At 67.8% G+C, this 21664-nt stretch carries 18 protein-coding genes and 2 pseudogenes; 13 read left to right on the top strand and 7 right to left on the bottom strand.

Annotated elements, in window-relative coordinates; all coding sequences use genetic code 11:
- The first annotated feature begins 51 nt into the window (after positions 1–51).
- Positions 52–819, top strand: coding sequence for an NPP1 family protein (locus ACFVYE_RS24635; RefSeq protein ID WP_383964261.1), 768 nt, complete (start codon positions 52–54; stop codon positions 817–819).
- Between the two features lie 489 nt (positions 820–1308).
- Here ACFVYE_RS24635 and ACFVYE_RS24630 read toward each other — a convergent pair whose 3' ends face one another.
- Positions 1309–1824, bottom strand: a complete 516-nt coding sequence (locus ACFVYE_RS24630; protein WP_383964263.1) for a MarR family winged helix-turn-helix transcriptional regulator — start codon at positions 1822–1824, stop codon at positions 1309–1311.
- A 117-nt stretch (positions 1825–1941) separates the two neighbouring features.
- Here ACFVYE_RS24630 and ACFVYE_RS24625 point away from each other — a divergent pair, with 117 nt between their 5' ends.
- Positions 1942–2355, top strand: a complete 414-nt coding sequence (locus tag ACFVYE_RS24625) for an organic hydroperoxide resistance protein (protein ID WP_383964266.1) — start codon at positions 1942–1944, stop codon at positions 2353–2355.
- 102 nt (positions 2356–2457) lie between these two features.
- Here the strand turns inward: ACFVYE_RS24625 and ACFVYE_RS24620 are convergent, their stop codons facing one another.
- Positions 2458–2871 carry a transposase gene (locus ACFVYE_RS24620; protein ID WP_383964268.1) on the bottom strand — a complete coding sequence of 138 codons (414 nt, stop codon included), beginning with the start codon at positions 2869–2871 and terminating at the stop codon, positions 2458–2460.
- Between the two features lie 128 nt (positions 2872–2999).
- Here ACFVYE_RS24620 and ACFVYE_RS24615 point away from each other — a divergent pair, with 128 nt between their 5' ends.
- Entirely contained in the window at positions 3000–3608 is a 609-nt protein-coding gene (locus tag ACFVYE_RS24615) for a GNAT family N-acetyltransferase (RefSeq protein ID WP_389607387.1), read from the top strand.
- A 60-nt stretch (positions 3609–3668) separates the two neighbouring features.
- On the opposite strand, the pseudogene ACFVYE_RS24610 reads toward ACFVYE_RS24615, so the two are convergent.
- Positions 3669–4235: pseudogene (locus ACFVYE_RS24610) on the bottom strand (transposase).
- Between the two features lie 61 nt (positions 4236–4296).
- Positions 4297–5601: an MFS transporter gene (locus ACFVYE_RS24605; RefSeq protein WP_389607386.1), complete on the bottom strand. Its 1305-nt coding sequence runs from the start codon at positions 5599–5601 to the stop codon at positions 4297–4299.
- Between the two features lie 522 nt (positions 5602–6123).
- Here ACFVYE_RS24605 and ACFVYE_RS24600 point away from each other — a divergent pair.
- Both ACFVYE_RS24600 and ACFVYE_RS24595 read left to right on the top strand, forming a co-directional pair.
- A pseudogene (locus ACFVYE_RS24600) lies at positions 6124–6225 on the top strand (IS5/IS1182 family transposase); the annotation flags it as partial.
- Positions 6226–6413: 188 nt separating this feature from the next.
- Positions 6414–6755 carry a hypothetical protein gene (locus ACFVYE_RS24595; protein ID WP_383964278.1) on the top strand — a complete coding sequence of 114 codons (342 nt, stop codon included), beginning with the start codon at positions 6414–6416 and terminating at the stop codon, positions 6753–6755.
- Positions 6756–6988: 233 nt separating this feature from the next.
- On the opposite strand, the gene ACFVYE_RS24590 is transcribed toward ACFVYE_RS24595, so the two are convergent.
- A complete protein-coding gene (locus tag ACFVYE_RS24590; RefSeq protein ID WP_389607385.1) occupies positions 6989–7420 on the bottom strand; it encodes a transposase in 432 nt (143 codons plus the stop codon).
- A gap of 697 nt (positions 7421–8117) precedes the next feature.
- Between ACFVYE_RS24590 and ACFVYE_RS24585 the strand changes: the two genes are divergently transcribed.
- The 6 genes from ACFVYE_RS24585 (at position 8118) to ACFVYE_RS24560 (ending at position 17072) form a co-directional block, all read left to right on the top strand.
- Positions 8118–8585, top strand: a complete 468-nt coding sequence (locus ACFVYE_RS24585; RefSeq protein ID WP_383964284.1) for a hypothetical protein — start codon at positions 8118–8120, stop codon at positions 8583–8585.
- A complete protein-coding gene (locus tag ACFVYE_RS24580) occupies positions 8585–9973 on the top strand; it encodes a hypothetical protein (protein ID WP_389607411.1) in 1389 nt (462 codons plus the stop codon). Before ACFVYE_RS24585 ends, ACFVYE_RS24580 begins: the two co-directional genes overlap by 1 nt.
- Entirely contained in the window at positions 9970–11415 is a 1446-nt protein-coding gene (locus tag ACFVYE_RS24575; RefSeq protein ID WP_383964287.1) for a VWA domain-containing protein, read from the top strand. The genes ACFVYE_RS24580 and ACFVYE_RS24575 overlap by 4 nt, the downstream gene beginning before the upstream one ends.
- A gap of 12 nt (positions 11416–11427) precedes the next feature.
- The gene (locus ACFVYE_RS24570) at positions 11428–12540 is read left to right on the top strand and encodes an AAA family ATPase (protein WP_389607384.1); all 1113 of its coding nucleotides are present in this window, start codon (positions 11428–11430) and stop codon (positions 12538–12540) included.
- Positions 12537–15332, top strand: coding sequence for a hypothetical protein (locus ACFVYE_RS24565; protein ID WP_389607383.1), 2796 nt, complete (start codon positions 12537–12539; stop codon positions 15330–15332). Before ACFVYE_RS24570 ends, ACFVYE_RS24565 begins: the two co-directional genes overlap by 4 nt.
- A gap of 255 nt (positions 15333–15587) precedes the next feature.
- On the top strand, positions 15588–17072 hold the full coding sequence (locus tag ACFVYE_RS24560; protein WP_383964296.1) for a peptidoglycan D,D-transpeptidase FtsI family protein: 1485 nt from the start codon (positions 15588–15590) through the stop codon (positions 17070–17072).
- A 460-nt stretch (positions 17073–17532) separates the two neighbouring features.
- Here the strand turns inward: ACFVYE_RS24560 and ACFVYE_RS24555 are convergent, their stop codons facing one another.
- On the bottom strand, positions 17533–18369 hold the full coding sequence (locus tag ACFVYE_RS24555; protein WP_389607382.1) for a DUF6042 family protein: 837 nt from the start codon (positions 18367–18369) through the stop codon (positions 17533–17535).
- Positions 18370–18780: 411 nt separating this feature from the next.
- Here ACFVYE_RS24555 and ACFVYE_RS24550 point away from each other — a divergent pair, with 411 nt between their 5' ends.
- On the top strand, positions 18781–19296 hold the full coding sequence (locus tag ACFVYE_RS24550; RefSeq protein ID WP_383964302.1) for an HIT family protein: 516 nt from the start codon (positions 18781–18783) through the stop codon (positions 19294–19296).
- 295 nt (positions 19297–19591) lie between these two features.
- Here ACFVYE_RS24550 and ACFVYE_RS24545 read toward each other — a convergent pair whose 3' ends face one another.
- A complete protein-coding gene (locus ACFVYE_RS24545) occupies positions 19592–20491 on the bottom strand; it encodes a LysR substrate-binding domain-containing protein (protein WP_383964304.1) in 900 nt (299 codons plus the stop codon).
- 140 nt (positions 20492–20631) lie between these two features.
- Here ACFVYE_RS24545 and ACFVYE_RS24540 point away from each other — a divergent pair, with 140 nt between their 5' ends.
- Entirely contained in the window at positions 20632–21642 is a 1011-nt protein-coding gene (locus tag ACFVYE_RS24540; protein ID WP_383964307.1) for an aldo/keto reductase, read from the top strand.
- The last annotated feature ends 22 nt before the right edge of the window (positions 21643–21664 follow it).

The raw sequence follows: 21664 nt of genomic DNA, 5'->3' as shown, positions 1-21664 counted from the left end.
GGGCATGCCAATCAGGGCGTGTCCCGGCCACGCGTCGACCAGGAGGACGCAGTGAAAATCAGAGCACGGATCCGCAAGGTCTCGCTCGTTGTCGGCAGCGCCATCGTGCTGGTCATCGCTGCTTCCGGCAGCGCTCTCGCTGCCCCGCCCATCGCCTTGCCCGCGAACGCGGACGGACTGGAGCAGACGTTCCAACCCGCGTACGACTACGACACGGATGGCTGCTACCCGACTCCCGCCATCGGCGCCGACGGGGTCATAGCCCCCGGCCTCAATACCACCGGGGCCGTCAACGGTCAGTGCCGTGACTCCTGGGACCTCGACAACACCAACGGTTACGCCCGCTACAAGTGCAACAACGGCTGGTGCGCCATCATGTACGGGCTCTATTTCGAGAAGGACCAGGCCGTGGCCGGCAGCGGGCTCGGCGGGCACAGGCACGACTGGGAGCACGTCGTGGTGTGGGTGCAGGACAACGAGGTCCGCTACGTATCCACCTCCGCCCACGGCAACTTCAACGTCTACGGCCGTGACCAGATCCAGTGGGACGGAACGCATCCCAAGATCGTCTACCACAAGGACGGCGTGAGCACGCACTGCTTCCGCCCCGCGAGTTCCAATGACGAACCGCCGGAGAATCACTACCACGCGTGGCAGTTCCCCAGCCTGGTCGGCTGGAACGGCTTCCCTGCGGGCCTGCGGGACAAGCTGACCCAGGCCGACTTCGGCAGCGCCGTCTTCGGCCTCAAGGACGGCAATTTCAACTACCACCTCGAAAAGGCCAAGCCGGCCAACATCTCATTCGACCCCAACGCCTGACGGATCGGCGTGGCCGGGGGCGGGTCTGCGGCAGCGGCAGGGTGGCCGCAGGCCCGCCCTGTTCGGCAGATGGAGCCCTGCCCTCGGCGGCAAACGGCCTGCAGGGGCGTCCGGCGACGTTGCCATGGGCTGTGATGCGGCGGGGTCTCTGCCAACAGTCAGCACGATGTCCGGCTCATAGATGCTGGCACACGGCAGGAGCGGAGACCGGGGCCGGGGCCGAGATGTCTGCGGTGCGGACGGAGGGCTCCACATCACCCCGGAGTGAACCGGAAGAACTCATGGCCGGCACCGGTCCCGGCAGGGCCGGCATGCTCGCATATCTCGCATATCTCGCATATCTCGCATATCTCGCATATCTCGCATATCTCGCACACCGCACACCCTGCCGAGGTCGCTGCCTCGCCTGCAATGGACCATCGCCCAGGACGCCGCACCCCGCTTCCCGCGACGATTCTCTGCAGAACCGCCCGCGCCTGGCGAATGAGGCTACGTCTCGGACACCGCGTCGGCGCAGCTCGGGTTCTCCTCCAGTGCCGCCGTGTCCAGGGCTGCCGTGAGTTGGTTGAGGCGGGCTCGCAGGCTGCTGATCTCGTCGAGACCGAAGCCGGTTGCCGCGGCGATCCGGCGCGGCACGGCCAGCGCCCGCTCGCGCAGTGCCATGCCCTCGTCCGTGAGGTGAATGCGCACCGACCGCTCGTCCTGCGCGCTGCGCTCGCGCCGTACCAGGCCTGCCGCCTCCAGCCGCTTCAGCAGCGGTGACAGTGTGCCGGAGTCGAGCCGCAGGTGTTCTCCCAGCGTTTTCACCGGCAGCTCGCCGTGCTCCCAGAGAGTCAGCATCACCAGGTACTGGGGGTAGGTGAGCCCGAGGTCCTTGAGGAGTACGCGGTAGACGCTGCCGAAGGCGCGTGACGCGGCGTGCAAGGAAAAGCAGATCTGCTGGTCGAGGCGGAGGTAGTCGGCCTCGGACGGGGCCTCGCGGCTCGGGCTGGGCATGGAGGTCATGAATCCAGCATAGTCCTGCGCGCCATTAGGTTGTGCACAATTTAATTGTGTGCTTTCCTGAAGTGGAAGCGGCCGGACAGCGCCGCTGGGACATGACTTTCGAGAGGAATCGCTTTCATGGAAGCGCTCTACACCGCCGTCGCCACCGCCACCCACGGCCGCGAGGGCCGCGCTGTCACCCCCGACGGCAAGCTGGATCTGCAGCTGGCCATCCCGGTGGAGATGGGCGGCAGCGGCCAGGGCACGAACCCGGAGCAGTTGTTCGCCGCCGGTTACGCCGCCTGCTTCGCCAGTGCCTTGGGCCTCGTCGGCCGTCAGGCCAAGATCGACGTCAGTGACGCCGCAGTGACCGGTGAGGTCGGCATCGGCAAGCAGGGTGAGGGTTTCGGTCTCGCGGTCACGCTGCGAGTGGAGCTTCCCGAGACCGTCGACGAGGCCACCGGCCGCAAGCTGGTCGAGCAGGCTCACCAGGTCTGCCCCTACTCCAACGCGACCCGCGGCAACATCCCGGTCGAGCTCGTCATCGAGTAGCGCTCCGGGTGGTGATGGGCCGGTTTCCGGGACCAGCTCCACTGGCCCGGGCCGGCCTCGCCGTGCGTCCGCTCCACCGCGGGCTTGATGCCCCCGTGGATGTCAACCAGCTGATGCCGACGTCAGCACGTTCTTCCTGGGCGGGATGATGGACCGGTAGATCTCGCGGGCGACGTAGCGTTTGAGACATCGGGTGGCTTCGCGGCGTGTCTTGCCCTCGGTGATGCGCCGTTCCAGGTAAGCGCGAGTGCGGGAGCCCCATCGAAGACGGGCCAGGACGATGGTGCAGAGCGCGTAGTCGGCTTGCCGGTCACCGCCTCGGTTGAGCCTGCGGCGCCGGGTTCTGCCTGATGATGCCGCGACCGGGCTCACACCGCAGAGTGCGGCACATGAGGCTTCGCCGGCCATGCGCTCCGGACTGTCGCCGGCCGCTATCGGCAACGCGACCGCGGTATCCGGGCCGACGCCGTAGCGGTCCAGCAGCTTCGGTGCACAGGCCGGGATCGCTCCGATCACGCTCCTGGGCGGGGCCGGCCAGTCACGTGAAAGACGGCCACCGATCGGCGGCCCACTCGAGCCGGCCCGGCCGTAGGGTTCGACACAGCCGATCGACACCCTGATCGTGATGGCGTTAGCTGGTCGGCATGCCGGAACTGCGTACCGATCGTCTCCTGCTCCGCCAGTGGCGGGAGTCCGACCTCGAACCGTGGGCGGCGATGAACGCCGATCCCGAAGTCCGAGAGCACCTGGGGCCATTGCTGACGCGGGAGCAGAGCGATGCCGCGGTGACACTCATGCAGGCCGAGTTCGACGAGCGAGGTTTTGGGTGGTGGGCGCTCGAAGCACGGGAGACCGGTGAGTTCATCGGCCGCGCCGGCTTGGACGAGGTGGACGAGGACATGCCGTTCGCGGGGGTGGACATCGGATGGCGGTTGATGCGTTCGGCGTGGGGTCACGGTTACGCCACCGAGGCCGCCCTGGCCTGCCTGGCCTTCGGCTTCGAGGCCCTCGGGCTGCCGGAGGTCGTTGCGTCGACGACCGTCAAAAACCTTCGTTCCCAGGCAGTGATGCGCCGGATCGGCATGACCCGGGACCCGGCCGACGACTTCGAGGATTCGAGCGTGCCCGAAGGGCCGCTTCGCCAGTGTGTGCTGTACCGGACCTCTGCAGAAGAAGCCCACGGGCTACACCGCGCGGCGGGACACGACCGACGCACGCCTCCCAGGTCCCTCCAGTGGATCACGACGTCGTAGGAGCAGGCGGAGAAGCCCTCACATGCCTAAGAAGAGGTCCTGACAAGGGTGTTGGACGTATCAGTGGGTGATGAGGCAGGTGGCGAGGCCGAGGAAGGCTTCGTGGATGTCGTCACGTCGTTCCCCTCGGATACGGAGTCGGCCCAAGCCGTGGAGCCAGGCGATGGTCCGCTCGACGACCCGACGGTGGACTCCGAGTCCGACGTGCGGGACGCCGCGGCGGGCGATCACCGGTTTGACGCCCATCGCCCAGACCAGACGGCGGCACTTGTCGTGGTCGTCGCCGCAGTCGCCCAGCAGGGTGTCGGGCCTCTTCCGTGGGCGCCCGGCCGGGCCGGCGACCGACGGGACCTTCTGAGCAGGGGTATCAGTTGGGTGACGTCGTTGCGGTTCCCGTCGGTCCCGGACGCCGGCCCCGTTCCATGCTCGAGACGACGCCAGCACGTCATGCCCGACCCGAAGCCCAGCTCTTGCGGCAGGTACTCCCGCTGGATGCCGGTATGAAGCACAAGCCAGGATGCCGCACAGGGCCTGCCGATCCGGCGCCCGCGGACGGTCAGGCTTAAGCTTCGGCCCCGGAATCGGTAGTAACGGCTCGATCAGCGACCACAGTTCATCCGAGACGATCCACGGACGAGACTCCCTCTTCCCACGACCAGACCAACGACCATCCAGGCCGACAGTTACATCACAACCGGCTTCTGCTGGGACCTTTGAGTGAGCTGCTACGGTGCGGCCGCCAGGTTCGCGTACGCGGCGTCGCGGGGCCCCGACCTCGGTCCGTTGTCCGGGGTCGCGTGTTCGGACGGGCCTTTGCAGTCCGTGCCGCCTTCGCTGCAGGCAGCAGCCACTCGCTGAGCAGCACCACGCAGGCCCCGACGGTCAGTAGCCCGCCCACGAGAAAGGCGCCCCGCACGTCGGCGAGCGGCAGGACCAGTCCCCCGATCGCGGCACCCGCTGCGATACCGGCGTTGTAGGCACCGGAGTTGGCCGCGAGTGCGAAATCCGTGCGGCCCGGTGCGCAACGCAGCATCTCGTTCTGGGTGGCCATGAACACCGGCCCGAGTGCACCACCCATCAGCACCAAGAACACCACCGCTGCCGCGGGATCGGTGCCAGCCACGTACAGGCCGAGCATGCCCACCGCCTGGGTGGCTACGGCAGTGGTCAGCGTGGCGTGCGGGAAGCGGTCCAGCAGCGCCCCGGTGATGCTCACTCCGGCCAGACAGGCGACACCGAAAGCCATGAACAGGGCGCTGACTGTGTTCTGGGGGAACCCGCTCACCTCGCCCAGGAACTTGACGATGTAGGTGTATCCCGTGAATGCGCCGGCGGCGGACAGGGTCCCGGCCGTCAGCACGGTCCCGAACCGGCGGGCGTCGGGGTTGGTTCCGTAGGCGGCGTGCCCTTCTTCCGGACGCGAGGTCGGCAGCAGGACGGCGATCGTCACGAGGGAGATGACTCCCAGACCCGTCAGCACCACGAGTGGCACCGGCCAGTCGCTCTGCTGGCCCAGCCAAGTCCCGGCGGGGACGCCGAGCACGAGGGCGAGCGAACCGGCTACGGACAGCGCCCCGACCACATGCCCGCGGACCTCGGGCGGGAACAGGCCCACCGCGACCGGTCCCATCACGGCCCAGAACAGCGCCTGGGCGAGCGCGGTCAGTAGCCGCGCCGCGAGCAGCAGCCAGTAGGAGGTGGCCAGTGCCGCGACCAGACTGGACACGATGAGCGCGGTCAGCAGTCCGGTGAGCACATGACGTCGGGGCATGTCCCGCGTGACGTGGGCCAGCGGCAGGGACGCCATGGCGACCGTCACGCCGTAACCGGTGATCAGGTAGCCGACCGCTGACGGGGACACCTGTAAGTCCTGGGAGATGAGTTCCAGGAGGCCGATCGGCAGGTTTTCCGTGGTGTTGAAAGTGAAGGCGGCCAGCATCAAAGCCGTGAGCACCGCCGGCCTGTGCCACGGAGTCGATTGCGTCGTGAGCATACGGCCTCTCCTTGCTCTTGCCCGTCACGCTGTACCGGCCACACCGCAACCGAGCCGCTTTCAGGCTGCCGATTGCGCTGATAGGGGCCCGTCGCTGTGCGGCTGGCCAAAGCACACGTGACCAAGCAACCGAACCGCAACTGGTTAACCCGCGACAGGCGATGGCGACGGTCGCCGACCACTTCGCGGAGCCGGTACATGAGCCGGTTGCCTCGACGCGGACGGCCGGCGGCCTGGCTGACGGTCCGGGAAGGGGGTAACCGGTTCCAGGCCGCGCGGATGGGCGCGGAGTCGGTGAAGACGCGCATGCCGAGGTCGACCAGCTGGGGACGGCCGTCTGTGGGGGCCGGGGTGAGACTGTTGGGATTGGCGGTGGCGGCATCGAGGCCGACCTGGAGTCCTTCGACTTCGCCGATCCAGTCGTCGCCTCGTCCTCCCAGATGCGTTCGTCACGAACGCGTCCGGCCAGGCCAACTGGTGCACCTGGACATCACGAAACGCAAGCCGCGTCCCCAACCTCGCATCCACCTCGCCGCAGTGATCGTCACGCTGCGTATGCTCATCCGCCGCGCCACCCCGCGCCACCGCTGGGACGACCGCCCCAACGCCAAGCGACTGAAGTGACGCCTACTGCCGGGCGCTCTTGGTGCGAGAGTTGGCCACTGAGCAGTTCAGTTCGGCCGGCCGGGTGCTCAACGCTCAGTCCGACGAGCGACGTCTGGATTCCTTGGCGTGCCCTGGGTCGATGTCTGCACAGGCGGGCGTGACCTTGTTCCGGTTCGGCCGTTAAGTCGATCATGATTACTCGACGCATGACCGCCGCTCTGAGCGCCTTCGCCGTAGGCGCCCTGCTTGCGCTGTCCGTACCTGACGCCGCCCATGCCGCCGAGTGCGGGGTTCGCTCCGACGGCAGGCTGTACTGCGGCAACAAGGCAGGAGCGAAAGGGTACGCCGACCGCTCCTACCGTTCCGCCACTCGAGGCACACTCGTCGGTACCTTCAGCTGGTTTCAGTGCTGGGGGCATGGCGACCCCCACCCGGGAGGTAACGACATCTGGTACTGGACGCAGCTCGACAACGGCGCGTGGGGCAATGTTCCGGCGGTGGACGTGAGCACGGGCCAGGATCCCGCCCCCGGTCTGCGTGAGTGCTGAGGCGTTGACGCCTCGCCCGATGCGGGCGTAGGGACCTCGCAGCCCTGCGCCCGCGTTTGAGGAATGACGACAGGCGTCTGAGCGGTTCAGTTGGCCGTTGTGGCCAAGTGAACCGCTCAGGCGTCTCTCAGCTTGCGATGCGGATTCCGGCCGACTGCTGCGGGTCTCATGCGGCTTTGAGCGGAGCGTCGTCGTAGGTCCAGCGGTAGGGCCGACGGCGGTGTCGTGCGCGATCACGCAGGTGTCCATCTTGTCGATGAGGTCGTCACGGCCGGCGAGGGCTCCGTGCCGGAGGATCTGGCGGGCCAATGCGGAAAGGAACGGCTCGACCTCGTTGAGCCAGGAGGCATGCGGCGGGGTCCTGTCCACGTACCGGCGCGGGCGGCCAGCCAGGCTTTGGTCTTCTTCGCGATGTGGGACGCGCCGTTGTCCAGCACGACATGGACGGGGCGACGCGGATCGATGGCGCGGTCGAGCATCGCAAGGAAGCAGATGAACGTCGCCGCGTCGTTGCGGGTGACGGGCTGGGTGAGGACCTCGCCGGTGGTCACGTTGTGCACGACCATGGCGGAAGCGGTGCCGTGGCGGACGTACTCGAACTCCGGCCGGCCGGGGCGCTTGCGGGAGCGGGCGGCGATCGCGGTGTTCTCGTCGATGGACAGCACTACGGCACGACGATGCGGAGTCTGTTCGCTGGTCGCGTGGGCCGGTGAAGCCGCGCGTGAATGGTTGATCGTCCGGCGAACGGCTGCCCGCAATCAACTTGGGTCTGCAGCTTTGCACATACCCATCCCTTCTCTGGGTGAGGTGCCGCGCCGTAGCCGCGGCACCCAGGAGAGAAGGGTGAAAGGCACGAGTGACCAGCGGTCAACTCAACGGGAGGGGCTCGCCCCCGAGCTGCTGTAGCCGTTCGCCGTCGCACTGAGCGTTCGCGTTCTGTGGGCGGCCATTTTGAAGGTGATGTGCGGGGACGGGTAATGCTCGGGAAGGTGGCGCGCCCGGAGCCGAGACCCCCTACGGCTCGGGGCGAGCCACCTTTCGCATGTGGTCGAGGTCGGTAGTGGTCTTCGCGGCGTGGGCGTGCCGACATCCCCGTCGCGGGGGCGTGTGGAGGGCACGCCGAGAATCCAGAGACAGCTTCAGCGCTGATCGCCGAGAACCACCACCGGATTTCCGCCTCATTCCATGGCCTTGTTGCCGGCTCCGGGGGGCGGTGCGGGACGCGGCTGGACATCCGCGATCGGCGTTGTCAGTGGTCGCAAGTATGTTCAGTCGTGTCCCGCCGTTGTGGCGCGGAAGTCCTCTTGGTGCATAGGAGATGGTGCGTTGTCAGACTGGGAGAGGTCGAGCACAGCCAGGGTGATGGCACCGGCACGGCCGCGCAAGCTCGCCAAGGTTCCGTTCGTCGAGCTGGCCGACGGACGCTTGCAGGGCGTGGTGTCCAGCGGATCGGACATTGAGCGGGTCTATGTCTCGTCGGTCGCGGCCCGCACTTACGCGTTCGCCTGCAGCACCAACAACAACCGGCCCTGCGGCGGCGCGCGGGGCTCGTTCTGCAATCACATCCGGGCCCTGATCAACGAGGCGGTGCTGCAGTACGGCGCCGAGCGCGTCGCCCGCTACCTGAGGGTCGAGGTCGTGGACGGGGAGCCGAGCGCGCAGACCATCGCCGCCGACATGAGCAACACACGTCCAGCGCAGGGGGACACCAAGGCTGCCGCGCCGGTCTTCAGCAGGTTCCTGCGTCACCTGGCCTACCTGGAACTCGCCCCGACCACCGCACCGTTGCCGGAGATGCAGTGGTTTCCGTCGACCAGGGCGGTGGCGTGATGCGTGCCGACCTGCTCTGCGAAGGCATCGCCGGGCTCGACGAAGCCCTGACGGCCGTCGACGCCTTTGACCGGTCTCTCGCCGCCGGCCTGCTCCGTCCCCAACCGGCCCAGGCCGCCGGCCTGACAGAGCTCGCCGGCGCCGTCGATGGGACGCCGCTGGCCGCCAGGGTCGCCGAAGCGGCCGAGAAGGCGGCGGACGGAGCCGCGGGCGAAGACCACTTCGTGGCCCTCGCCGCTGCCCGTACTGCACTGCTCGGCTCCGTCCACGACGCACTGATGACCCGGGTCGAGGAGGCGACGGGTCGGCCCCGCAGCGAGGAGACCGTCCCGGTGCCCGGCAGGCAGCAAGCGGCGAACCTGCTCGCTGCCGCCCGCTCCTGGCTGTCGGATCTGGCGCGCTGCGGGTGGCAGGGCATCGACCACGACGTGGTCTCCGGGTCGGCGCAAGTCGTCTCCGCAATGCTTCCGGACCCGGCCCTGCGCCGCCTGGCGACGCTCCTCGACGGCTTCTCCGCCGAACTCGCCGCATCCTGCCCGGGCGCGGCGCTGGAAAGGATCCCGTCACGCCGCTGGGCCGACCTGTGGTCGCGTGCGATGCTGCTGACGCTGCCCGGTGCGGCCGACGTGCCCATGACCGGTACGGCCACCGGCCGCCTGCTGCCACTCGGCGTCGACCTGCAGGAACACGCGACCGCCGCACAGGCCCAGGTCCACGCGGTGTTCGAGCCCGCAGACGGCGCCGCGCCCCGCCTGGTACGTGCCGGCGTGTCGGTGCCGAAGCCCGACACGGTCGTCGGAGCCGGCGTCTGGCAGTTGCTCCGCCCCCACATGTCGCTGCTGGCGGCCGTCAGCGAGGGCCGCGCAATGGACCTCGTCGGCATGCCGGTCACCGCCGAGGGCGACCTGGTCTGGAGCGACGAGCACGCACGCCCGAGCGAGCCCGCCGACGCCTTCGCCACTGCCCGCGTTGCCCTGTCCACTGCCACCGACGCGGCGACCACACCCCTGGACCGGCACCCGGCGCGCATCGCCGTACCCGTGTTCCTGGAGGGCTACGCCACCCAGAAGGACGACGACACACTGACGTTCACCGTCGCCGGACACCCTCTCGCTGTCGACACCGACCGTATTCCGGCCGCCGGACCGCTCACACCCGACGCCGTCGCGGCGTCCGGCGCGTGCATCGGGCTGCTCCGCTGGGACGCCGGGACGTATCGCGTCCAGCCTCTGGCCGTCGAGACGACCGTACGGAAGAAGGCTGTCGCGATCCACGCCGGGGGATGGGCCGGGGGCACGACCGACAAGGCCGGCGTCAAGGCCGAGAAGGCCGCCACCGACGCCGTGGCCGTGCTGCGGGAGCGTGCGGGGAGGCTGCTGCGGAAATGACGGAGCACACGACCGGACAGCCGGCCGATCACGCGACCTCACAGGACCCGGAGGCGGCCCCCCACGACAACCGTCGTCAGGTCCTGTACTGGCGCCTCCTCGCCCGCCTCTTCGACCACGAGGAGCAGGCCTCGCTGGAATCGGCGAGCCTCGCCGTCGTCGATGACATCGGTCTGCCGTCTGCGCTGCTGGACCCGCAGGCATCCGTCGACTCGATCGTGCAGCGCCACCCGGAGCTGGCTGCCGAGTTCGACGGTCTGATGGCGCCCGAGCCCGACGACGACGGTGCATGCGACCGGGCCGCCGAAGTGCGGCGCGCGGCACTGGTGTCGAAGGTGCTGCTCAACGTCTTCGCCTCCGGCTCCGGCACGGTCACCGCCGGACAGCTGGCACGCTGGCAGTCCGACGCAGGCTGGCTGGAGCGTGCGCTGGGCTGCAAGCCCGGCGAGCTGCGTGGCAGCCGCGCCGGGGGAGGCGCCGCAGGACCGGGCGTCAGCCCGACCGGCAGCGGCGGCCTGGGCAAGACGCCCGATCTCGGCCGGCTGATTCCTGCGATAGGCCCGGAACTCGGCGCCATCGAGGCCGACCTCGTCAAGCGGATGCACCTGCGCGAGGTGCTGGCCAACCCCAAGCTCGCCGCGCAGCTGACCCCGAGCATGTCACTGATCGAACAGCTGCTGCGGGACAAGAACAACCTCTCGGGCGTGGCCCTGGCCAACGCCAAGGCCCTGATCCGCCGTTTCGTCGACGAGGTCGCCGAAGTGCTGCGCACCCAGGTGGAAAAAGCCACGGTAGGTGCCCTGGACCGTTCCGTCCCGCCCAAGCGGGTGTTCCGCAACCTCGACCTCGACCGCACGATCTGGAAGAACCTCACCAACTGGAGCCCGGAGGAGGAGCGGCTGTACGTCGACCGCCTCTACTACCGGCACACCGCCCGCAAGACGACGCCGCAGAGACTGATCGTCGTCGTGGACCAGTCGGGCTCGATGGTCGACTCGATGGTGAACTGCACCATCCTGGCGTCGATCTTCGCCGGGCTGCCGAAGGTGGACGTCCACCTGATCGCGTACGACACGCGTGCCATCGACCTGACGCCCTGGGTGAACGACCCGTTCGAGGCCCTGCTGCGCACCAACCTCGGCGGCGGCAACGACGGTCCCGTCGCGATGGCCATGGCCCGTCCGAAGATCACCGACCCCAAGGACACCGTGATGGTGTGGATCTCCGACTTCTACGAGTTCGACCGTTCTCAGCCGCTGTTCGAGGGCATCGAGGCCGTCCACCGCTCCGGAGTGAAGTTCATCCCCGTCGGTTCGGTCACCAGCTCCGGCCGCCAGGAGGTCAACCCCTGGTTCCGTGAACGCTTCAAGGCCCTCGGTACGCCGGTGCTCTCCGGCCACATCCGCAAGCTCGTCCACGAGCTCAAGACGTTTCTCGCTTAGAAAGGCCCTGTCATGTCCGACCTGTTGCGCGCCCCTGCCGAGATCAAGTACGCCGAGGAACTGGACTGGCTGGAGTCCATCGACGACAACCCCAAGCCCTTCTCCTGGCGTCTGTCCCCGAAGATGGTCCGCCTGTTCATCCTGGGCTCCGAGCGCTCCGACGGCCTGGACCGGCAGATCCCGCAGAAGTGGTATGGCGACCGAAGTTTCGTCGAGCGCTCCATCGTCACGCTGGCCTCCGACCGCGGGCTTCTGCTCATCGGCGACCCCGGCACCGGCAAGAGCTGGCTGGCCGAGCTGCTGTCCGCCGCGATCTCCCGCAACTCCACGCTGGTCGTGCAGGGCACAGCCGGCACCACCGAGGACCACATCAAGTACTCCTGGAATGTGTCCATGGTCATCGCCAAGGGGCAGTCGCGGGAGTCGATGATTCCCTCGCCGATCATGACCGCGATGGAGACCGGCGCGATCGGCCGTTTCGAAGAACTCACCCGCTCCACCAGCGATGTCCAGGACGCGCTGATCTCGATCCTGTCCGAGAAGTACATCTCGGTCCCGGAACTGGACAGCGACAACATAGTGTTCGCCAAGCCCGGCTTCTCGGTCATCGCCACCGCCAACAGCCGCGACCGGGGCGTCAACGACCTCTCCTCGGCGCTCAAGCGCCGCTTCAACTTCGTCCGCATCCCGGTGGTGACGAACAAGAAGAGTGAGTCGGAGATCGTCCGCTTCCGCACCGAGGAGCTGCTGCGTCGCCATCAGATCGAGCTGGACGTGCCGCCGACGCTGCTCGATGTGCTGCTGCAGAGCTTCGCCGACCTGCGCGCCTCGGCGGCCGCGGCCGGCAGCGACGACGAGAAGCTGGAGTCCGCGCTGTCCTCGGCTGAACAGATCGGCGTGCTCGAGGACGCGATCCTGCACAGCAACTTCTTCGGCGAGCGCGCCCTGACCGCCCGTACGCTGGCTTCCTCGCTCGTCGGGTCACTGGCCCGGCGCGAGCCCGAGGACCTCGCCATCCTCAACAAGTACCTGCACGGCGTCGTCGAGCCGCGCAGCAAGGAGGAGGGCGGATCCTGGCCGGAGTTCCTGGAGGGCGGCCGCGACGCGATCGCCACCCTGTCATGAGCAGCGCGCACGAGGGGCACTTCGAAGCACTGCGCGCGCAGCTGCAGGAGGCCGCCGCGACGTTCGCCGACGGGCCAGACGCCCTGCAGGGCATCCTCCTCGGAATCGTCGACGACGTCGATCGCGCGGTGCGTGAGCCACTGGAGATCTTCCCCGTCTGCCACCATTCGCCCGCCTCAGCGGTTGCGATGGCACGCCGTCTGCGGGAGAAGCAACCGAAGGTCGTGTACCTGGAGCTGTGCGAGGACATGGCGCCGCTCCTGACCGAACTACGCAACTGCAAGCTCCCGGTGGCCCTCCAGGCGTTCGCGACCGAGGTCGACGGCTTCCCGGCCGAGTGGTCCCCGCTCTCGGTGGTCGCACCGATCACCGAGACTTCGGCCGAATACCAGGCGATCGCCTACGCACTGGACACGCCGGGCGTAGAACTGGTCCTCGTCGACCGTTCCTCGGACCACGTCTTTCAGTGGGACGCGCGCGAAACGCACGCCGACGACCCTGCCGATCCCGACGCACCGCCCGCCCAGGAGGAGGCCGCGCTCCACGGTGACGCGGTCGGCGTGGAGATCGGTGACCTGCGGCCGCGCTTCGCCGAACTGGAAGAACATCTGCTGCACCACGGCAGGGTGCGGCACTGGTCGGAGTGGTGGCACCAGTACGTCGAACTGCCGCTCGGCGACAGCGACCACGACACCTACCGCCAGGTCATGCTCCTGATAGGCAGCCTCTTCCGGCGCCTCGCACCCGGCGACCCCCACCGGGTGCGCGTGGACGAGGACCGGGAGCGCTACATGTGGACCAGGATGCGCGAGCACCTGGCCGCGACCGGCACCGATCCTGCGGACAGCCTCTACATCTGCGGCGCCTTCCACGCGGCCAGTCGCGTCGGCGAGTTCGGGGTCCAGGGCACCGACACCTTCGAGATCAGCCCGCGCAGTGCCACCAAGTGGCAGCACGGCCTGATTCCGTCCAGCCACGCGGCGATCGAGGCGCAGTTCGGCCTTGCCGCCGGCTCGGTGTCGATCGCCGCGACGGTCTGGGCGAAGAACGTCAGGCGCACGCGCGTGGAGCCGTACCGCCTGGTCGGACAGGCGGGGGCGAAGAAAACGAAGGTCAAGAAGACCGCGGCCGCGGCGGCTCCCGTACCGGTGGTCGAGCCCTCGGACAAGCTGACCGGCTTCCTTCAGCAACCGCCCGTCCTGGACCGGCTGGACGAGACCGAACTGCTCGGCTGGTCGGTGGAGATCGTGCGTGCCGCGCGCCGAGGTGGCTACCTCGCCTCCACCGCCGACGCCATCGCGGTGTTCGAGACGTCGATCCTGCTGGCCGGGATGCGTGACCGGGCCAGGCCCACGCCGTACGACTTCCAGGATGCGGCCGTCACCTGCATCGAGAAGGACACCGTGCCCGGCCGGCGCGACGTGCGCCGCCTCGTGGAGATCATGATGGGCGGCGACCGGGTCGGCCAGGTCGGCTACGACGCGCTGCCACCCCTGGCCCGCGACGTGCACGACCGGCTCGCGCCCTTGAACCTGAAGCTCCAGCAGCGCGGCGTGCAACGGGCGCTGCTGGACATCGCCTCCCAGCCGGAACTGGAGCGGTGTTCCGACGTGCTGTGGATGCTGCGCCTCCTGATGCCGCAGGGCGCGGCTCGGCCGATCATGGGCGAGCGGAGACTGGGGGAGCGGCCGATCCAGGAGTCGTGGGACCTGGCGCTCGGCACCCACCAGCGTGCGCTCATCGAGCTCGGCTACGAGGGCGTCAGCATCGAGCAGGTCCTGGAGCAGCGACTGCGCCGTGCGGCGTACGGCCCGCAGGCCACCGCGGCGACCGTCCTGGAAGCCGTCGAGGACGCGACGCTGTACCTGTGCAGCCGCCGCCTCGCCGACGAGCTGGGCACACGGGCCCTGGAGGTACTGTCGGCCGAACGCAGCGTGGACGGTGCACCGGAAGTGCTGCGCCGGGTGCGGCGGCTGCTGGCGTACTACCGCACCAACGAGCCGGTGCTGCCGCCGTGGATCGAGTCCTTCGTCAAGACCGGATACGCGCACTACTGCACCCTGCTGCCGACGGCGTTCACCGACGACGACGCCACCGTCCGCCAAGTGGCGGCGATGCTGGGCTTCCTGTTCAGCATGGAGAGTCTGGCGCTGTCGCTGGGCTGCGACCGGACCCAACTTGAGCTGGCCCTCGCCCAGTCGCATCCACAGGACCCGCCGAAGACGGCGCTGCTGTGGGCGGCTCAGGTGCAGCTCGGGCACCTCTCCCGCGCGGACCTTCGGGCGAGGTGCGACGAACTGCTCGGCAACCCCTTGGTGGTACCCGCCTATCCGCGCTATCTCAGCGGCTTCGTACACGCCCTGGAGCCCGTCCCCGGCCTCACCGACTTTGTCGTGGAGGCAGTCTCGAACGCGTTCGGACGGCTGCCGGACCCGGTGCTCCTGCCCTGGCTGCCGACCCTGATCACCACCCTGCGATCGGGCGGTGCCGAGTCGGCCCCGCTTCTGATCCGTGAGGCCGGGCGGATCTTCCCCGGCCGGCTCGCAGCGCTGGACGAGTGGGTTCCGCCGTGGCGGTCGCAGCCGGAGGCCGTGCATGCGGCGCGGCGCGCGGACAGCAGCCGCGGTTGCCCGCTGCTCGCAGCCCACCCCGCGGCGTGCGACGCGGTGGCGAGCCTGCTGGGCTGTGACGGGACGTGGGAGACAGCGGATCCCGGCCCTCCAGGCGCGGCACTGGCCGGTCGCCATCCGGACACGGCTGTGGCGCTGGAGGTGTTGCTGGCCGGCGCATGACTTCGGCGGGATGGAAGCCCGCGCAGCGGATCCACCGTCGTCGGCGACCGGAGGCGCAGACTCCCCTGCGTGCTCCGGCCGGCCTGTCCCGGTTGCAGAAGAGGTCGAAACGGTAGACGCGGCTGTCCTCTGCGATGACCTGCCCCAGTAGTTCGGTCCACGGCCAGGAGCAGCGGGGGTGCCTTGGTGCAACCACACGGCCCGCAGGCGCATCTCTATTGGGGAAGATCGAATGGTTGGGGAAGCGGGAGAACGATGAACAGGCCGCTGCGGCGCATAGCCGTCTTCTGTGGGCTGCTGGTGCTGGCCTTGCTGCTCCGGGCGAACTGGCTCCAGTATTTCCAGAGCGATGCTCTTGCCACTGATGAGCACAATCGCCGGGTGAAGATCGCTCAGTTCGCCACCCCGCGCGGCGACATCATCGTGAACGGCGACCCGATTACCGGTTCGAAGGCGGTCTCCGGCACGGACTTCAAGTACCGGCGGACCTTCAAGCAGGGCGCGATGTACGCACCGGTAACCGGGTACGCCTCACAGGCACAGGGCATGTCCCTGCTGGAGAAGACGTACGACAGCGTGCTCAGCGGTCAGGACGACCGGTTCGCCTTCCGGCATGCCAAAGACATTCTCACCGGCGAGCAGCGCCGCGGCGGCGATGTGATCACTACGATCGACCCGAAGGCGCAGAAGGCGGGCTACAAGGGGCTGACCGACCTCGGTGCCCGCGGCGCGGTCGTCGCCCTCGACCCGCGCACCGGAAAGGTCCTCGCGCTGGTCTCCACCCCTTCCTACGACCCGTCCGTCTTCGCCGGGAATTCGTTCAAGGAGGGCGACAGGTTCCAGGACCTCGTCGACGACAAGAGCAAGCCCCTGGCCAACCGCCCGCTGCGCGAGACCTTCCCGCCCGGCTCCACTTTCAAGATCCTCACGGCGGCCGCCGCTCTGGAGAACGGTGTGGTCACCGATGTCGACGCGGCGTCCGACGCCGTTTCCCCGTACCCACTGCCGCTCTCCTCGAACAAGATCAGCAGTGAAGCCGGCGACGCGGTCTGCAACAAGGCGTCCATGAAGACTGCCATGCAGTACTCATGTAATAACGTCTTCCTCGACGCGGCCTCCAAGGTCGGCGCGGACAAGATGCGTGAGACGGCGGAGAAGTTCGGCTTCAACGCCGACGTCTACTCCGACGAGTTCGGCGACATGCTCGCCACCAAAAGCCTCTACCCGAGCCAACTGGACAAGCCCGGGACCGCGCTGACAGGCATGGGCCAGGGCAGCCTCACCAGCACGCCGATGCAGATGGCCATGGTGACCGCCGCCCTCGCCAACGACGGCAAGCTGATGCAGCCGTACATCGTCGAAGAGCTGCGCGGCCCCGACCTGTCGACCCTGGAGAAGTCCGAGCCGAAACTCAAGAGCCAGGCCGTCTCCGAGGAGACGGCGAAGAAGGTCCAGGAAATGATGGAGTTCACCGCCAAGGAGGGCAGCGCCCAACGGGCCCTCATCGACGGCGTCACGGTCGGCGGCAAGACCGGCACGGCGCAGCGCGGTGTGAACGTGAATGACGAGGTGCCGTACGGCTGGTTCGTCTCGTACGGCAAAAAGGCCGACGGTGCGTCGGTGGCGGTTGCGGTCTTCATCGACCCGACGGACATGGACATCTCCCGCTCGGACATCTCGGGCGGACGGCTGGGCGGGCCGATCGCGAAGCGCGTGATGCAAGCAGTGCTGGGAAGCTGAGGGATCAGCTCATCTGATGAGTCTGCGGTCTGATCCGCAGGACGGAGTCAGTGATTTGTCGGGTGTCTGGCCCGGTTGTGGTTCTGGTGGTTCGCTGCTCGTATGAGCGCGGATGAACTCGCCTCATGTCGTGGCCGGTTGGAAGGGTTCGCCAGGAAGGCGTCCGTGCCACTGGCGTGTCTGGACGAGTGGGGTGAAGGCCCCCGCCCATGCTTGCCCGCGCCGTGGGCACGCGGGGGCAGGAACCGATCAGCAGGGGTAGCGGTATCCGGTCAAGCCAGGGACTGGGCTGCGCGAGATCCGACGGTCTTTCCTCGCGTACTCGCGGGGCGGGGCTGGACCGGCAGACCTCCCACACACCCATCGGCCGTCCCTTGCATACCCGGGGTATGCCACACCAGCCGTACCGTCCGGGCGTGTACGTCCCGGCCCGGACCACACATCGTGACCTGGTGGTGCGCTACTCCCGGGGTGCGGGCTCGTCCTCCGGGTCCAGGAAGTCGGTCGGGAGGGTGACTTGCATTTGCCCTTCGTCAGTCATTCCGTGGATGCAGATGCGTGTGGCGTCGAACTTTGTCCAGTCGCACCACAAGCGGAACACCTTGTGCGGAGGCAGGTCCGCGATGTCGAGACTGGTGGTGAAGTCGCCTTCTTTCAGAAGCAGCCGGACGGCCTGGCGGGCGTCGTGTGGGTCCCCGTCGATGGCGCGGGCAAGGCGTTCAAGACTGGTAGTGATCTCTGAATGCCGGTCGCCATCGGGATGGAACAAGTCGATGATCTTGTAGGAGTCGTCTTCGTAAGCGGCTTCGAAGCGCATCTGGCGCTGGATGGCGGCTTCTTCCTCGGACAGCGGGAAGACGTTGGCGGGCGCGGGCAAGGGGTGCGCAGGGTGCAGGCGCAGCACACCGTCCCCGCCGGGGATCTCGTGGATGACATCGGCCGCTACCAAGAGCGTGATCACGTCGTCGTTGGTTTGGAGTGGAGGCAGTCCGTAATGCGCGGCGTATCGGGCTGCGTCGGCCATCTGCCGGGATGCTTCGGCCTGCTCGTCCTCGTCCAAGGCCGAGGGGTCCTCCCAACAGGAGAGGTCCAGATCCCCGTCCGGGTTTGACGAACTACGGACGAACTGCGTCATGTCCTTCCTGGTGAGAGGGGATTCTTCGGCTACCAGGCCCGTCAGGAGAAACGTCAGGGCGGGTGGGCGCAAGCGTGCCCACCCGCCGCGCATCACTTCGTGGAAGTGCTGCTCACGGTTCTGCTCCGACCAATCCTTCAAGGGCTCCGTCTTCATCAGCATGAACTCCTTCGCGGCAACGGCATGCTGGCACCAGGATGTCAGGTCGCCCTCGCCTCGGGGCACAGGTCACCAGCCGAGTTCGATCTCGGCGAACTCGACCTGAAGACACGGAGTCCTGGAGATGCTGCTCGTCGACCGTGGCCACCACAGCGTGCGGGCCTGTGCGACCGACGGATCCACTCGGCCGCGGAACACTGGACGGGCGCGGGCTGACAGCCGGTTTCGCCGATCGGAAACGGCAGGTGGCTGCCGCCTTGATCATGGCCGCTGAACCCTGATCACCACTGGGTTCGTGCCATCGAGGTCCGAGTGACCGGTGGGGTCAGGGGTGGCGGGGATGTTGCGTACACGGCCCCCGCGCTTGGCGATTTACGCTTTGCCTTCTCAGCGGATCGGCAGAGAGTGGAGAGCATGTCACCGGAGCAGCAACCTCGTGACCTCGAAGCTTACGAGGCCAGGGTGCGTGGCGGCCCGTGCTTTGTGTGCGAGTTCGTGGCGGGTGCCCCTGGTTCTGCGCATGTCACGGTGTATGAGGACGACCAGCACGTCGCCTTCCTTGACCGATATCCGACAGTGCCGGGGAAGGTGCTCGTGGCCCCAAAGGCTCACATCGAACACGCTGTTCGCGATCTGAACGAGTCTGCTTACCTGCGACTGATGTCGGTGGTCCGGAAGGTGGCCCTGGCGGTGGAGGCGGTGATGAAGCCCGAGCGTACGTACCTGCTGTCCCTTGGAAGTCAGCAGGGGAATTCACATCTTCATTGGCATATCGCCGGCCTGCCTGTGGGAACCCCGTACCGGCAACAGCAGTTTCACGCTTTGATGGCCGAGAACGGCGTGCTGTCCTTCACGGACGAGGAGGCTGCTGCAACGGGTGAACGTTTGCGCGCGGCACTTTCCGAGGGCTGGGTGGCCGGCAGCGAGTAGGCGGTACCGGGTTGCTGCCAGAAGGCCGCTTCGTGGCCGCCGTTCGCGAGGACCGGCGCGTTGCCGCTGGATGCGCTGCCGTTGGCGGAGGAGTTGCGTGCGGGGTATCGGTACCTGGCGTTCAAGCACTGAGTCGATGCCGACGGACGGGTGCAACAGCCGCATGGAGGTCCTGAAGGAGGAGGCCTTCATGGCGCCCGCCGTCGGGCCGAGGTGCAGCATCTCGGGCGGCGTCGGTACAGCTCGTACGACGACACCCACGTCGATGACGCCAAGCGCCTTGCTTCCCATCCACTCAGGTGGCTCCTCGTTCCGCGAGGACTGTTTCGCGGAACGAGGCCACCACGGGCCGAAGATCGATCCGGTGCCAGGCCGCCCACAGGTGCACCGACCCCCCATACCAGGGAAGTTCACGCACCACGATGCCGTCGTTCGTGCCACGCACCATGCTTCTCTGGACGAACGCAAGGCCGAGACCGGAGGCGACCAAGCCCAGGGCGGTGAGTGGATCGGCTGCATCGAGGCGGATGTCCGGGGTGAAGCCGGAGGCCACGCACGACGCGACGAACGTGTCACGCCAGGCCGGGTCCTGTGAGTCACCCACCGCGATCCAGGGCTGCCCGTTCAAGGCATCGGGCGTCAACTCCGCCTGTCCGGCAAGGAGATGATCTGTGGGCAGCGCGAGCAGCAGCGGATCCTGAAGCAAAGGAGCTGCCTTCAGATCCGGGTCGTCCTCGGGTGGCGGTGTGCGCACCAGCGCGATGTCCAGACTGCGCTGGCGCAGGCCCTCGAACTGCTCGGCCGACTCCTGGTCGTACAGCGCAACGTGAATTCCGGGGCGTTCCTCACGCAGGGCGCGAAGGGCGGTGGGCAGGACGCCCGTGTGCATGGCGTCGGCCACGTATCCGATGCACAAACCGCCCTCTTCGCCGCGGCCGAGTCGTCGGCCGAGGTTCTCCAGCCGGTCCGCGTGACGCAGCAGAGCGCGAGCCTCGGTCAGGAAGACACGGCCGTCGGAGGTCAGCCGGATGCGCTGCTGGCTGCGCTCGAAGAGGGTGAGGCCCAGGTTCTTCTCGAGCTGGGCGATCTGCCGGCTGAGAGGTGACTGGGAGATGTGCAGCCGGTCAGCAGCGCGCCCGACGTGTTCGGCCTCGGCGACGGCCACGAAGTACCGGAGTTGTCGCAGGTCAAGCATGTGGGACCTCGAAGGACTCAAGTGAGTCCAAGTGAGTCTTGGACAGTCTCATGCATGGATCCTAACCTCGAACACACAAGGCCGACGGATCGTGCATTCACATATGTATCCGTCGCAATCAACATCAAGAGGACCATTCCATGACCATTAAGTCTCTCCTGCCTGGTGCACTCGGTTTCGGTACCGCTCCGCTCGGCAACATGTTCCGCGCCATCCCCGACGAAGAGGCAGCGGCCACCGTCGAAGCCGCCTGGGACCAGGGCATCCGCTATTTCGACACCGCGCCCTTCTACGGCGCCGGTCTCTCCGAGATCCGGCTCGGCGACGTACTGTCACAGCACCCGCGCGACGAGTTCATCCTCAGCACGAAGGTCGGCCGGGTCATCCTCGACGAGATCGAGGACCCCGCTGCCCGGGACCTCGGCGAGAAGGGTGGACTCTTCGAGCACGGCCGTCCGAACAAGATGGTCAACGATTACACCGCCGAAGCCACCCTGCGCTCCATCGAGGACAGCCTCAAGCGCCTCAGGACCGACCGCCTCGACATCGTGTGGGTGCACGACGTCGCGCAGGACTTCTACGGAGACGAGTGGCTGGCCGCCTACGAGTCGGCCCGCACGGGCGCCTTCCGCGTCCTGCAGACGCTGCGCGAGGAGGGCGTCATCAAGGCCTGGGGCCTGGGCGTCAACCGCGTGGAACCGTTGGAACTCACCCTCGATCTCGACGAGCCGAAGCCCGACGCCTTTCTTCTCGCCGGCCGCTACACGCTCCTCGACCACGACCGGGCCCTGCAGCGCCTGCTGCCGGACGCCGCAGCCCAGGATGTGGACATCGTCGTCGGCGGTCCGTACAGCTCGGGAATCCTCGCGGGAGGAACGCACTTCGAGTACCAGAAGGCGCCCGCGGCCGTCGTCGACAAGGTGGAGCGGATCAAGGCGCTCGCCGAGCGCCACGGGATCGGCGTCAAGGCCGCCGCACTGCAGTTCTCCCTGGCCCACCCGGCGACGGTTGCCGCAATCCCCGGCGCCACGAAGCCCAGCCGCATCGCGGAAGACCTCGCTGCTCTCGGCGAGACGATCCCGGCCGCCTTCTGGACAGCCCTGCGCGAGGAGAAGCTGATCGCAGACTCCGCGCCCGTACCCGCCGCCTAGACCCTTCCCCCTCACCCGGTTC

The organism is Streptomyces sp. NPDC058239 (genome assembly GCF_042882185.1).
Lineage (GTDB): Bacteria > Actinomycetota > Actinomycetes > Streptomycetales > Streptomycetaceae > Streptomyces.
The sequence above is the reverse complement of the archived record's forward strand: the minus strand, read 5'-3'. Positions and strand labels throughout refer to the sequence as shown.